Raw genomic sequence first — 14,344 nt, 5'->3', positions numbered from 1 at the left:
AAAAAATTTAATGTCTAATAATATGTGGGATAAAGCGACTTTTATCCGTCGTAATAGGCATATCGGATTCGCGGAAAGAAATACCACAAGATTCTTGTCCAATAACCCAACTTCCTATTATAGAAAACCCGGTTTCTTCACGATGTAGCGTCGCTAATTCTTGATAGATAAAACCTTCTTCGCCATACTCTCCTGCTGTATCGTAAATCATTTCATTCTCGTAATACATTTCCACATTTGCGCCTTCACGCGAAAGAATGGGCTTACGTACGTAATGCTTTAAATGAGCAGGTTTTTCAAAATAGGAAGAAAGCAAGTATGGGTGATTAGGAAATAGTTCCCACAATATAGGTAGAATAGCCTTATTAGACAAAAGCATTTTCCAGGAAGGTTCTATCCACTGCGCTTCATTGATGTCATTAGTTATATGAACACCAAATTCTTCATTTACCATCCATTCCCAGGGATATAATTTGAAAATGGACTTAATCTCTTCACCTTCCAAATCCACAAAAGCGCGTCCATCCCAACCAATATCATCAATATAAATTAATTTCGTCTCGATACCAGCTTGGATAGCCGTATCACGCAAATATTCCACATTGGTCAAATCTTCCAATGTTTCTTTAGCGCAGGAAAAATGGAGGATTTCTCCTTTGAGATAAGGTTTAAGATTCTTCCAACTATCAATAAGCTGCTCGTGAATGCTATTAAATTGATCGGTTAATTCGGGAAAATAATGATTTTTCCAATACCATTGCACAATACCTGTTTCGAACAAAGAAGTCGGAGTATCCGCATTGAATTCCAACATTTTGAGTTCATTATCATTTGCATCAAAAGCAAAATCAAACCTTCCATAAATAGAAGGTTCATCATTCTCCCAACTCCGCTCAATATGATGGATCATATAAGCAGGAATATGAAATTTGCTGTACAACTTATTTTGAATAACATATTCCACCGCCTGCAAACACATATCCCACAGTTCTGTGGTCGCTTTATAGATTAAGTCTGCTTCTTTTGCACGGATCTCGTAATAATAATCATCTACCCAATACCGCTCACCTTCAAAAGTATGATAACCATACCCAATAGATTCTAAACGAGATTGCCAATTTGGATCAATACGTAGTTTCTTTATCTGCATTATGAACCAAAAGAAGATCTAGGCGATGAAACTGAACTCTTCCCAAATCCACCACGCTGAGCTTTAAAGGCAGAAGCTTTTGCTGAATTAGTACCTGCTACAGACTGCGGGTGTAAGCTATTGTTGGCATAGCCCATCATTCCGCCCATATGTCGAAACGCCATAAACCATAATAACGATGAACCCATGTTACTACCGTGTCCACCTTGATGGTAATTGTTTGTTACTTCAGTATATGGTGCAGTAGAATCCGCACGCATAAATACACGTTGCTTGCCTTCTACAGACTGATTAGGATCAGGCTGGGCACATGAAGCCAATACCGACGTAATCAATACCAATTGTATATTTCTTGTAGTTGTCTTTCTCATTATTGTACAGTTACATAAATTGGAACTTTGCTTAATGTTGAAGCAGTATCAACCGTACCCCAGGTTTGTGGTGCAATACCTGTTTTTATGGTATCGGATTTTGAAGCAATCTCTTCACCATTGTACCATATATGCTGTGTCGTGATATGCAACACAGAATCGCCTTGTGTTACTGTTTTCAGTGTCACTTCACGAGCAGATTTTTTGTCAAGCTGTTCCAAAGCTTGTTCAGGCTCATTAACGCAAGATGCTAAGCCCAAAACAGATATAATTAAAAAAGTATATTTCATATAAAATTTAGTCAATCACAAATATAACATCTTAAACAATTCCTTGTTCGATTATTGAATAATCTTAGTTGGTGCTACGCTATAAAATTTCAAATTTTCGGCTTCAAATTTTTTGTAAAGATGCAAGAACACATCACTTTTGAAACCTCCAGTATTTGCAGCAGAATTTACCCAGCCAACCACACTAAGGTATACCATATCATCACTCACATCCTGTACACTAATGGAAACCCCCAAATTATCTAAATAATTAGGATTAGTCTCAGCGGCTTCTTTAACCCATTTATACACTTCATCCAAATTTGCTTGTCTATCGACCATAATAGTAAAACTCGTCTTACTGTATTCGTGAGAAAGTGTCCAATTGACTACTCTACCTGACAGCAAATCACCATTTGGAATGATTACATCCGCTCCATCGCCTGCTTGCAACACACTAGCACGAATTCCTATTTCCTTCACACGACCTTTCTTATCGGCTAGTTCAATCTGGTCACCGACGCGGAATGGTTTATCAAATACCAAAATAATTCCTGACACAAAATTGTTGATGATATTCTGCATACCTAGACCTATACCCACACTCAGTGCACCAATTACAACGGTCAATTTATCCAAACTCATACCCAAGGCAGACACCGCAAAGAAGAATCCGACTAGAATAATCGCTAAGCGCACCAATGGGAAAAGCGTCATCTTTTGGTTGTAAACCTGGCTTAATTGTCCATTTTCGCCACCTAAGACAATCAAACTAATATTCTTTTGAAGCCAATTTGTAACCAATAGCAAGATCACCGCAACGATAAGGTGATTAAATGTAAAGGTTATATCCCCGATGTGACGTTTTTTCTCCAAAACACTTTCACTGAAACGTACTAATTCATCTATAAACTGAAGATTGTTTGCCAGTACCAACACAGCGAGAATCACACAAATAAAACGCACCACCTCGATAATAATCTTCATCGTACGAGCTTGGTTAAATCGTAACCAAAATCCTCTATACAGATTATCACGGTCGAATTGTCTTTGTAAATCTTCGCGAATCATTTCAATGAAAAACTGCAAAGTAAAAGATTGAACTAAACCTACAGCACAAGCTATACTGAAGCTTCGGGAAGCATCTACTTTACCAATGATATTCAATATGATAGCGGTAACATTCAATATCGCGAAGATCACATAAATAAAATTGTTGATATAACCCGCGGAGTCTTTATCACGAATACGTTTTTTGCTGTAACTAACCATCCCCAATGCCAGAAGATTGAACACGATACAGATAATACGCAAAAACATATCATCACTTACGATCATATTTACAAATACATCGAGAATGTAAAACAAGATGATCACACCCAACACTTTTCTTTGCGTAAGACTGAGCTTGTTAAACGATAAAGCTGTATAGAAAATAATGATAACAATCTGTGCGGCTTGTATAACAAATGTTGGAGTGAACAAACTCACTAAAGGTAATAGCGTAAAGTAGAAAATAATAGCCTTACATACTACCTTCGCAATCCAGATTTTGGAAAGGGTCTTTCCAGATTTACGATCTATATCAAATCGTGTACGGAAGCACCAATACGCGTATGCAATAGTTAAAAGCAACAGCAAAATACGTGAACTCCATGGAATATCTTTAAAATATCTTCCAAAAGCATTGGTATTCTGATAATTGTTCTTAATGTTATTTATAATCGTCTCACGCGATATATTTTGAGAAGTGGATTTCCAAATCGAATTCGATGATTTAACAGAATCCGTTGCTACAATTTCTTGCGGTGTGGATGCTACATCTTTTTGTTGGTTTTCATTTCTAGCAATCAGTGCATTTACTTGCGCGGATGCCGATTGTATAGAATCCAATTTAGTAGTTAACTGATTCAAAGAAGTATTCAACCTTGCCGATAATCTCGGAAATTTCTGCTCGTTGATCTGATATTTTTGAATAAGGCTTTGTACCGAAGATCTGGATGCCAATATACTCCCTCTGTAGTTGTTTAGAGAATTTAATATAGAGTTGAGCTGTACATTGTCATCGTGTATTAAGCGGTTGATGTGAAGGATAGAATCTTTCGAAGCATTCTTCTTTCTCTTAATCTGTGCCTCACTTTTTACAACCAATTCATTGACAACAACATTTATATCGCGAATATGAAGATTATCCAAATACCCTAATTCCAGAGCCCGCAAATCTCTTCGCATAGAATCCGAAACCACATGATGTGTAGAATCTGGATGTACACGATCCACTAATCGTCCTGTACTGTCTTGAGATAGAGCAGTATTAATATTAAATAAAAATAATATACTTAAGAAAATATAAGTCTGAAATGTGTTGTTCATAAACCTTCTGAAAGTGTAATCTTAAGCATCTAATATCGGAATAAACTTTAGCTTATTTTTCTTGGAAGTGAAGATTGTTGAGATTTCAGAGAATAAAGAAAGTGATGTGAAGGCTATGAAAACCTAGAATGGTTTGAAGTATAACAACAATAAGGTAGTGACTTCCAAAGAAGTAAGGTCAATTTTCAATTGTTTTATAGCACGATAAGATAAAGTACGACAAGATTCGACACTGACATTCATAATAGAAGAAATCTCTTCGTAGCTAAAATTCATATAGTATCGAAAGAATAAAACTTCTCGTTGACGCTTAGGCAGCTTTTCAACATATTTCTTTAGCCTATTGACATTAATTTCTTCCGATTCCTGCTCCATCCATTCAAACTCTGGACTAGCAATATGAAATAAGTTATCGGGAATCTCTTCTTCTGTAAATTTTAAAGCCTCTTTCTTCACTTTCAGAAGACGTCTCCTAAGCGAAGAAAACAAATAAAACTTTACATCGACCTGTTTGGCAATTTTTGAATTATTGTATAAACTAACGAACAAATCATGAATACAATCCAAGACAATCTCTTTATCTGAATGGAACCTTACACCAAACGCAAAAAGATCATCAATATATTCATTATATACTGATTCAAAAGCCTTTTCGTCTCCTTGTATAAAGTTTATCCAGGTCATTTTATTTCCTAATTATATACTAATTCAAAAATAAGCTGCTAAGGTTATCTAACTGATAAATTGTAGTTATTAAATTGATAAATTATATATGCTTACCACAGGTTTACTAATCAAAGATAGTATATTTAATTATTCATTCACAAGAAAAGGGAGCATATTTTGCTCCCTTTTTTCCTTGTAATATTAGATCTGTTATTGGTACTGAAATACCGCTATAACTGGCAAGTGATCGGACGCGTATTGACCACTCATAGCTACCCCAGAGAGTAACGTGAAACCCTGCTGTGCTTTACCATTAAAAACTATAAAATCTATTGCTTTATTTGGACTATTCACGGGTATTGTAAAAGGACATGGTCCTTTACAGGAGAAATTAAATTCCTTTTTTAATTCTAACATTTCTGGAGAGTCAGGTGTAGCATTATAATCTCCACCAATGAATAAAGGTTTATTTAACTCCTTGCTGTAGTTGTTCAAAAACTTAGCTTGCTCTACTCTACTTTCCGCAAGATCAAAATGCGTAGCACCAAATTCAATTGTCTTACCATTAGGTAATTGAATCGTAGCCAATGCTATACTTCTTTTTTCACCAGCGACAGGCATAGGTAGTTCAAATCTACGCTTATTACTCATTGGATATTTACTTAATATAACATTTCCATATTCACCATTTCTATAGTCAATAGATTTGGAAAAGTAATATTCCATGTCCAATAATTCCGCTAATGCTTTGGCTTGATCAACTTTATTCGATCTATCCGTATTTACATCGACCTCTTGGAGAGCAACTACATCCGCACCACTCTTCTTAATCACTGCCGCAATATTTGCTAAATTAATCACATCAGGACTAGAAGGAGCTCCATGGTGAATATTATACGTCAATAACGTCAACTTATTACTTTTAATTGGCGTTGCCTCATCACTGGAACTGCTACAGCACGTAATAAATATTATGGCAATAACACTTAAATTAGTTAAAATAGTTTTTATCATAGCTTAATGGTTTTATGGAGCAAGTTTTACCTTAATCTCCGCAGTAGTTGGAAAAAAGGTATTCGCTGTCTCTGGAACTCTAAATGGCTCTAAATTCTTTGATACTATCAATTGTTTTCCGGGATCCTGAAAAGTAATATAATCATACGTTCCTGTAGGACCAGCTTTTGGTGCATTAAAAGCACAACCTGCAACAGGACATGCAAATGAGAATGTACCCGATAAATAACTCAATGCATCACCTGGCGAAGCCTGTTGTTCATTGAAATTACCCGCAAAAATAAGAGGCAGTGTTAATTCACCTGTTACACGCAATATATCTATAACCTGAGGTCTGCGGTCTGCGGCTATAGTTTCCAATTCTGTTCCAGCAAAATATATTTCTAAACCTTCTTCTATTTCGACCTTTATCATAGCAAACATACGTTGCTCGCCTGCAGTACCTATAGTGAGATCCAATCCAAAAGTTTCTTTAATCGGAAACTTCGATAATAAAGCATTACCAAATAAACCATTTTGGTAACTGCGTCCTTTCATATAAACCTCCATTCCCAACTCATCTGCAATTACTTGTGGTCTGTCAACTGAATTAGCTCTGGTAGTTTTGCTATCACACTGTCTCAATAACAATAAGTCTGGATTGTAGGCTTTCGCTATATCCACCATTTTAGGAAAATTCGCCGGTGTAGAAGCTAAATTCATATTAATGGACATGATCTTCAAGGTCTTAGTAGGACCAGTATACTCATCATCATCCTCTGTAGGGTATTCCGGCAATTCGCTCCAATCCCCTGGCTCATATGTTTTTTGACATGAATTGAAACCAAATCCAATCAAAAAAACAAAAAACACTATAAATAACTTTCTCATACTTTTAATAATTTGGATTTTGAACCATGTTTTCATTTGGAATTAGCTCTACTTCTGGGATTGGCCATAGATATTCTCTATCGCGGCTATATTTACGCGTCTGCACACGTGTAATTTCTCCCGTAGTTGGATTTGTCGCTCCATATACTTGTCCATTCATTACTTCAACATCAATTCCCCATCTTCTGATATCAAAATATCTTCCACCTTCAAATGCTAACTCCGCTTGTCTTTCACGTCTGATCAATTCTCTCATCTTTGCTTGGGAATTATAAACCGTAGTATTGACCGAAGGCATTGCTGCACGGTTTCTGACTTCATTGATCGCATCCAAAACAGTAGAATTATTCCACTCATTAAGTTCGATCATAGCTTCTGCATAAGTCAAAAGCATCTCTGCATAACGAATGATCATAAAATCTAGTGAACCAGATTTTGATTGCTGATCTCTGGGATCTATATATTTCTTAATCCAAAATCCAGTAGCTGTAGATTTAGTCAAACCTATTTTATCTGCTGGATTGTAAAAAGGATCTAAAACATACTTATTTTGGAAGTTCTCATTAGGCACAAAAACTGATGCATTTAACCTTGGATCTCTGTTGTTTCTGTAGATAGGATTTTTCTTGTAGATCGCTGCAGAATCAGCGCCTAACTCGTAAATAGTTTTTCCTTGTTTGGTTTCAAAATTATCCACTACTGTATTGGTAGGTGAAAGATAAGTTTCACCACCTATACCGTAAGGGGCAAATGAAGTCCACGCATTACTACAGCCATTCTCTTTGTAAAAAATACGCTCGTCATTCAACTCTCCCGTGTAACTAAATAATTCACTATAGCTAAGAGCCACATTAGTTGTGTTTTTCCAAAGTTTATAGACTTTTGAATCAATCAGCTTTTTAGAGGCCATTTTCGCTAATTCATAATCTTTCTTAAACAAGCCAAGACGCGCAAGCAATGCCCAGCAGGTACCGCTCGTGACACGATGTCTATCTGCATTAGTATATGTAGTTGGTAATAACTCCGCACATACTTTCAATTCTTCCACTAAAAAATTATACACCTCATTTATAGGAGTACGTGGCTGCTTATTTTCTTCCACTGTAAGCGATTTGGTAAGCAAAGGAATATCTCCGAAAACCATCATCAACTCCATATGGTAGTAAGCTCGTAAAGCACGTGCTTCTAATATCATACGTTCTTTTAGAGATGGATCCATAAATACTTTATCCACATTCTCTAAGAATCTATTAGCACGTCTGATACAGATGTAATCATCCGTCCATAAAGATTGAGAAATCCCCCATCTACTCGTAGCTAATCCTCTCGTAAAATCATCATAAGCTCCTTTAAAATCTCCTCTGTGAACGGCTTCATCAGTCAAACCACTATAATACATTATATTACGACCAGAAGAACCACCCGGAATACCAGCATAAATAGTAGCGATTGCATTATATGCGTCAGTTTCAGTATTCCACCATTGCTCATCCGATACACCTGTCGGACTATCAATGGTTAAGAAATTATCACAGGATACCTGCATTATGCTAAAAGCGAATATAGCGCCTAGAATAGTTTTAAATCTATATTTTGTTTTCATAATAACCTGTCATTAAAAATTAGCTGTAACACCCATTGTGAATGTTCTCATAATACCATAAGTCCATGAGCCCCCTTGTGATTCTGGATCGGCTTGTTTAACACCAGTAAACAATAATGGATTTTGTGCATTTAAATAAATCCTTGAGTTTTTAATTCCATATTTATTCAAGAAGTTATTATTCAATCTATATCCAAGTTGTATGAATTTCACACGCATATATTGTGCATTGAAAAGCCAAAAATCACTTCTCATAATGTTTGTAGCGGGATTAGCCAATATACGTGGATAGATGGCGTCTTGGTTATTATCTCTCCATGAGTTAGCCGCTCTATAATTTGTAGGTACACCACCCGACGCACTCATATTTAAAGGATGCCATAAATAACCGCTTGACTTTCCACCAAGGTTAGCCGAGTAGTCATGCTTTCCCGTGCCTTGCAACAAAAATTCCAAATCCAATCTCTTATAGTTGAAACTGAAATTCGCAAAGTAATTAATTCGAGGTGTTGGGTCACCAATTACTTGTTGATCATCCTCATCAATGATTCCATCACCATTTAAGTCAACATATTTTATGTCACCAGGACCTTGACCTGCTACAATAGGAACTTTAGCAGTGATTTTGTTGTCCTCAAAATCTGAATATTGTAATATACCATCTGACACATAACCATAATAACTCTTAATACTATAGCCAGTTTCATTGATTTCTATACCAGTGATATAAGGTCCACCAAATAAACTCGTGATTTTATTCTTATTGTAAGTAAATCCAGGACGGAAGGAGAATGAAAAATCTTTTCCAAAGTCTTGATTATAATTTAGGGATAACTCATATCCTTTGTTATACACTTCACCTGAATTAAGAGGTGCTGAACCCAAGGAGCCAGATGGAGCAACAGCAGGTTGCAAAATCACATCTTTTGTCTTTTTATCATAATAGTCAAAAGTCAATCCCAACTTATTATTCAAGATAGATAAGTCAAGACCGATATCAAGGATATGAACCTTTTCCCATGTAATATCTGGATTACCCCATACACTCTCTGTACCATTCGAAGTATTAATAAGGTTTTGATATTTATACAAACCTATATTTTCATTACCTAACAATCCATAGGATGCTCTGATTTTGAAATTAGATATCGCATTTACGTTAAAGAACTTCTCGTTATTTACATTCCAGCCTAATGCAATAGAAGGGAAATATCCCCATTTTTCACCTGGACCAAATTTCGAAGAACCATCAGCACGGAAGGACAATTCGGCTAAGTATCTGTCATCAAAAGAATAATTCACTTTAGCATAGGCGGAGGCTAAGGCAGACATATTCCAATACCCATTATTAAATTTCTCCATAGAGAATCCTCCCATAGCATATACATTATGTTGGTTGAATGATTTATTGTAATCCAACATAGTACTCATGAATAGATAGGTATCTCTTGTCTCCGAATAGGCATCTCTTTGTACAGCCCAAGTCTGCACTAATTGCTTGGTGTAATAATCAAAGAAATAGAAGTTATCTCTTTTTTGCTTGTACACATCACTATTTAAACGGTAACTAAATTGTCCTCTTAAATTCAAGTTATCCGAAATACTCCATTTAGGTTGCAAATTGATAGTTGCCTGGTCGTATTGATATCCTAATGTACCTCCCACTTCTGCATAGGCTACAGGGTTGACAATATCCGCATATCTACCATAGATAGTTGGCCATCCTTCTTCTGCAGGATATTTAGGTAAGATGGTAGGTGGAAGTCTATACAAATCATCTAGCATACGGATACCTCCATTGCTCAATGAACGATTTGGATACATTGTATTTCTTCTGATACCTAAGACATCCAGATTAACTAAGAATTTCTTAGAAAGGGACACGGTAGTATTCGCACGAATATTAAAACGGTCCATTTTATTCAATGGCAACATCCCTGCCTGATACATATAGTTACCCGTTACCGCAAAACGTGCAATATCATTACCACCGCTAATAGCTAATGAATGCGATGTTAATGGTGCATATTTATCAATCAATTCATCTACCCAATTGGTATTTGGGAAATTAATTGGATCTTCACCTGAAGCTGTTTTTTGAATTTCTTCTTCTGTATAAAAAGGCTGTCCACCTGAGGCTACTGTAGCATAATTATACATTTGCATATAAGTTGGCGCATCTACAAAATCCGGAATTTGAGTTGGATTTTGTTGACCATAATAACCATCATATAGTACATTGATCTGACCTGCTTTACCTCTTTTAGTGGTGATTAAGATAACGCCATTAGCAGCACGTGCTCCATAAATAGCTGCTGCAGCTGCATCTTTTAATATAGTTACACTTTCTACAGTGACAGGATCGATATGGTTCATATCCATCGGAACGCCATCCACTAATATTAAAGGGTCAGCATTATTCAGTGTCGAGATACCTCTAATTTTAATAGTTGCTGCATCTCCTCCTGGTAAACCAGAACCTTGCTGTACGTTCAAACCTGTCACCCCACCTTGAAGAGATTGAGACAAACTAGTAATGGCTTTACCTTCAATATTGGAAGACACATTTAGACTTGCTACAGAACTAGCGATATGCTTTTTCTGCATTTCGGTCATACCTACGACCACGACTTCCTCTACATCTGCCACATCATCCTCTAAGGATACAGTTAAGTTGTTTTCATTTTTTGAAACCAAAACTTCTTTTACATGATAGCCTACTGTAGTAAAGGTCAGATAAGCACCTTTAGGTACCACCACCGTATAGTATCCTCCACTACCTGTCACTCCTACCGTACCACCTCCTTTGACAGAGATGTTTACACCTTCTAACGCAAGAGGAGGTTCAGCCATATTAAAAACTCTACCCTTCACCGTAATGGTTTCCTGTTCAGTGACTTTCTCTACTTTTACTCCTTCCAGTTCAGCAGGTTTTTCATTCAGAGGTATAATAGTTATTTGTCCATTAAACGATTTGTATCCCAATGAATGTTTAGGAAGCTCCTTGTTTAATAAATCCGTCAATCGAATATCTTTGATATGGACTGACACGCGCTTGTTAGCAACTAAATTCTCTGAGAATAATAAAGCAACATCTGTTTGCTTTTGTAATTCTTCTAATAGAGTTTTTAATGGAACGTTTTTCAAATTAATACTCACACGTTGAGTGTATCCCATCGTGGAGATTGACATAAAAAGTCCAATAATTAAAACTGTTGTAATCTGCATAACATACCTGATTCGAGACAATACGTTCTCTTCAAACAAAAAACTTTGTCTGATGTATCTTAATTTCATATTTTAGATGCAATTTTAAATTATGTAAGTGATTTAATTTTAAACTCTTGAAGGGGAGTGCCAGCTCCTCTTCATATTTTTGGTTAGTAATGAGTTTTTATTTTTTAGTAATATATACCTCCTTCTCTTTTAATACTATTTTATAATTATTTAATTCATAGATACTGCTTAATGAGGTGACTATATCCACCCCTACATTCAACCTTCCCGAATAATTAATATTCATATCCGTTACGACCTTATCTGCATATATCTGAACGTTATAGATCCGTTCCATTTTCTTTAAGACATCCCGCATAGCCACATTTTTTAGTGATAACTGTTTCTTAGTCCATAAAATATCATCTTCATTTAGTCCTAATGATTTTTCTACTTTATGTGTTTTTGTATTTATCAACACACTTTCACCAGCATTCATATTGAAAGAAGCATATTTTTGTTTATTGCTGGTTAATTGTACTTTACCGGTTACTAATTCTACAGAAAACATATGTTCATCCTCATAGGAAGAGGCATTAAAAGAAGTTCCCAATACTTCGATAGCACTGGATGCGGTATGCACAATGAATTTACGACCAGTATGCGTCACATTAAAGAAACCTTCACCATTTAGATAAACTTCCCTATCCTCATTTTCCATATCATTATTATAGGTCAGATACGAACCTGAGTTGAGCCATACCGTAGAACCATCTGGAAGATTAAAGTCCAGACGTTTGCCATAAGGAACATAAATTGTTAAATATTTCTCCTTATTATTCTCGTGCAATGATTCAGGTGTGGTAACGGTATATATTTGAATATCCTTATCAAGGTCTACATTGTTCTTTAAAGCACTGGCTACAATCTTTATCGAATCATCCGTCTTTGGAATAATACTTTGACTATGTTCCGCAAATTCTCTGATGTCTATCTCCTTGATTTGATCTTCTGGCTTGAACAATAGTAACCCCATAACAAGAAGAGCCGCAATACTACTGGTTTGCCAAATAAGCTTAACCATTCGTCTACGTTTTGCTTTCTTTAAAATATTACCATATAAGGATTTCTTTTCTATATCAGAAAGCACATGTTCATCCGTAATATGGAAAACCTTTTTTAAGTTCTTCTTTTGATAGTTCATAATTCAGGTTACTTATCTATATAGAGCAGAAGTTTCAGTTTTATAGACATTTTTTTTAAAATATTTTTTCTTTTTCTAAATTCTTTAAAACATCATCGGGGAAATGTGTCCTAAAAGAGGTGAATTCTGCAATTCACCGCGCTTATTTAAGGAATAAAAGAATGAAAACATAGGTTCTTTGAGGAAAGAAGGTTAAATATAAAAAAAGCCGCCTCAATTATTTTGAGACGGCCTCTTTTTATTTTTTTAAATTTCCCGTTGATACCCTGGCTTATTCATCATATTATCCAATGAAAATCGTCCTGAGCCTTGAATTATAAAAATAATCAACAGCAACATTACGAAGATGGACAACCAAAACTCTGAATTTAAAAATCCAAAGCCATTCGTAATGTTAACGAAAAAGACCGCCCCGACTAATACCGGAAATAAAAGAATACAAGCCAGTCTAGTCTGAAAGCCCAAAATAATAAACAGCCCTCCTACTAAGTGCGTGAATACAACATAATGTACTGCTCCCCAGATGGACAATTGAAAATTAGTCTGTTCGATCAGATGCTGAACCGCATCTCGATCATTGATAAAGCTTATACCTTTGGCCAATATAATGACGCCAAGTGCAATGCGTAGATAATCTATCCAATGAGCTCTTGATGACGAAGTGGTGCGAGAAGGTATAGGTATTCTTTTTTGTGCAAGATTCATAACAAATCTCCTTTCTATAATGGTTAATATTAGTATAACGTATTAATAAAGAAAAAGTTGTGATATTTTTTTTTATTTAAATAATTATTCTCATTTGTCATTGTGACTTATAACAGAAGTAAGGTATTCTGTTGTCCTTTGTGAAGGAAGTAGTACCTGTTGTTGTCTTCTATGTCAGACGGGCATCATACTTTTGACCGCAAAAGTATGCAAAACTCATCGCTGTACCGTATCGGCACAACGTGTCATTCTTCCTGCTATTGCCGATCCGCTAAGGCGATATTTAAGTGGTTGTAAGGATTGTGTTGTTATTGAAAAATTTTATTTAGCAACTGCCAAAAGAAACGGCCTAGGATGTTTTGGTGTTAAGAAATCCACGAAGTTAAAGCGTTAAAAACAGATTTAAGAAGTGAAACGGCTCAAATCTGTTTAGCGTAAACAAGTGGATTTTAGCCAAAATATCCAAGCCTTGACCTTTTTGTTTCGTTTTTGTGTCAAGACAAAAATGAAAAGCCCCTCGCGGCTTGAGCGAGAATAAATTACTTTTATGGTTTTAGATAGGCTACAAATAGTTCATAGATATTTCACTGCGTTCAATATGACGATGATTTAATAAGGTTCTGCTAAGTTGATATTTAAGTGATTGTAAGGATTTTGATTTTATTGGAAAATTACACCGTCATCGTAAGTTTGTAGGAATATATTTGGATAATATTAAATAGAATATAATTTTGTTCAGTTTAAAAAGATCCAGCAGAGAGAAGGAGCAAGATTTTAGTCCGTCATTAGTCAATAAACACTCTTCGAAATGTTAGTCCCCTTCTCTCATTCTTATTGCAACTTGGACAGTTCATTAGGCGTTAGGAGCCTGTTTTTACGATTGATAAGTCACGATAAGAACTG

General features: G+C 35.8%; 11 protein-coding genes. All 11 read right to left on the bottom strand.

Annotation, left to right across the window (positions count from 1 at the left end; all coding sequences use genetic code 11):
* Positions 1–7: 7 nt before the first annotated feature.
* A complete protein-coding gene (locus H8B04_RS10965) occupies positions 8–1,150 on the bottom strand; it encodes a glutathionylspermidine synthase family protein (protein WP_190302365.1) in 1,143 nt (380 codons plus the stop codon).
* Positions 1,150–1,521 (bottom strand): hypothetical protein, encoded by a 372-nt coding sequence (locus tag H8B04_RS10960; protein ID WP_190302364.1) that lies wholly within the window; start codon positions 1,519–1,521, stop codon positions 1,150–1,152. The genes H8B04_RS10965 and H8B04_RS10960 overlap by 1 nt, the downstream gene beginning before the upstream one ends.
* Positions 1,521–1,811, bottom strand: a complete 291-nt coding sequence (locus tag H8B04_RS10955) for a hypothetical protein (RefSeq protein WP_190302363.1) — start codon at positions 1,809–1,811, stop codon at positions 1,521–1,523. The genes H8B04_RS10960 and H8B04_RS10955 overlap by 1 nt, the downstream gene beginning before the upstream one ends.
* A gap of 51 nt (positions 1,812–1,862) precedes the next feature.
* Entirely contained in the window at positions 1,863–4,163 is a 2,301-nt protein-coding gene (locus tag H8B04_RS10950; protein ID WP_190302362.1) for a mechanosensitive ion channel family protein, read from the bottom strand.
* A 123-nt stretch (positions 4,164–4,286) separates the two neighbouring features.
* Positions 4,287–4,847, bottom strand: a complete 561-nt coding sequence (locus H8B04_RS10945; protein WP_190302361.1) for an RNA polymerase sigma factor — start codon at positions 4,845–4,847, stop codon at positions 4,287–4,289.
* Positions 4,848–5,039: 192 nt separating this feature from the next.
* Positions 5,040–5,843 (bottom strand): endonuclease/exonuclease/phosphatase family protein, encoded by an 804-nt coding sequence (locus H8B04_RS10940; protein WP_190302360.1) that lies wholly within the window; start codon positions 5,841–5,843, stop codon positions 5,040–5,042.
* Positions 5,844–5,855: 12 nt separating this feature from the next.
* Positions 5,856–6,713: an endonuclease/exonuclease/phosphatase family protein gene (locus H8B04_RS10935; RefSeq protein WP_223815379.1), complete on the bottom strand. Its 858-nt coding sequence runs from the start codon at positions 6,711–6,713 to the stop codon at positions 5,856–5,858.
* A gap of 4 nt (positions 6,714–6,717) precedes the next feature.
* Positions 6,718–8,316: a RagB/SusD family nutrient uptake outer membrane protein gene (locus H8B04_RS10930; RefSeq protein WP_190302359.1), complete on the bottom strand. Its 1,599-nt coding sequence runs from the start codon at positions 8,314–8,316 to the stop codon at positions 6,718–6,720.
* A gap of 12 nt (positions 8,317–8,328) precedes the next feature.
* Positions 8,329–11,544: a SusC/RagA family TonB-linked outer membrane protein gene (locus tag H8B04_RS10925; RefSeq protein WP_223815378.1), complete on the bottom strand. Its 3,216-nt coding sequence runs from the start codon at positions 11,542–11,544 to the stop codon at positions 8,329–8,331.
* A 166-nt stretch (positions 11,545–11,710) separates the two neighbouring features.
* On the bottom strand, positions 11,711–12,736 hold the full coding sequence (locus tag H8B04_RS10920; protein WP_190302357.1) for a FecR family protein: 1,026 nt from the start codon (positions 12,734–12,736) through the stop codon (positions 11,711–11,713).
* 246 nt (positions 12,737–12,982) lie between these two features.
* Positions 12,983–13,441 (bottom strand): DoxX family protein, encoded by a 459-nt coding sequence (locus tag H8B04_RS10915; protein ID WP_190302356.1) that lies wholly within the window; start codon positions 13,439–13,441, stop codon positions 12,983–12,985.
* Positions 13,442–14,344: the final 903 nt, after the last annotated feature.

The sequence above is a fragment of the Sphingobacterium litopenaei genome, assembly GCF_014692495.1.
In the GTDB taxonomy this organism is placed as follows: Bacteria; Bacteroidota; Bacteroidia; order Sphingobacteriales; family Sphingobacteriaceae; genus Sphingobacterium; species Sphingobacterium litopenaei.
This window is presented reverse-complemented; position numbering and strand designations above follow the sequence as displayed.

Bases quoted from the DNA above. Each gene is read 5' to 3' on its own strand.
- H8B04_RS10965 (WP_190302365.1), bottom strand. From the start codon at position 1,150: ATGCAGATAAAGAAACTACGTATTGATCCAAATTGGCAATCTCGTTTA.
- H8B04_RS10960 (WP_190302364.1), bottom strand. From the start codon at position 1,521: ATGAGAAAGACAACTACAAGAAATATACAATTGGTATTGATTACGTCG.
- H8B04_RS10955 (WP_190302363.1), bottom strand. From the start codon at position 1,811: ATGAAATATACTTTTTTAATTATATCTGTTTTGGGCTTAGCATCTTGC.
- H8B04_RS10950 (WP_190302362.1), bottom strand. From the start codon at position 4,163: ATGAACAACACATTTCAGACTTATATTTTCTTAAGTATATTATTTTTA.
- H8B04_RS10945 (WP_190302361.1), bottom strand. From the start codon at position 4,847: ATGACCTGGATAAACTTTATACAAGGAGACGAAAAGGCTTTTGAATCA.
- H8B04_RS10940 (WP_190302360.1), bottom strand. From the start codon at position 5,843: ATGATAAAAACTATTTTAACTAATTTAAGTGTTATTGCCATAATATTT.
- H8B04_RS10935 (WP_223815379.1), bottom strand. From the start codon at position 6,713: ATGAGAAAGTTATTTATAGTGTTTTTTGTTTTTTTGATTGGATTTGGT.
- H8B04_RS10930 (WP_190302359.1), bottom strand. From the start codon at position 8,316: ATGAAAACAAAATATAGATTTAAAACTATTCTAGGCGCTATATTCGCT.
- H8B04_RS10925 (WP_223815378.1), bottom strand. From the start codon at position 11,544: ATGCAGATTACAACAGTTTTAATTATTGGACTTTTTATGTCAATCTCC.
- H8B04_RS10920 (WP_190302357.1), bottom strand. From the start codon at position 12,736: ATGAACTATCAAAAGAAGAACTTAAAAAAGGTTTTCCATATTACGGAT.
- H8B04_RS10915 (WP_190302356.1), bottom strand. From the start codon at position 13,441: ATGAATCTTGCACAAAAAAGAATACCTATACCTTCTCGCACCACTTCG.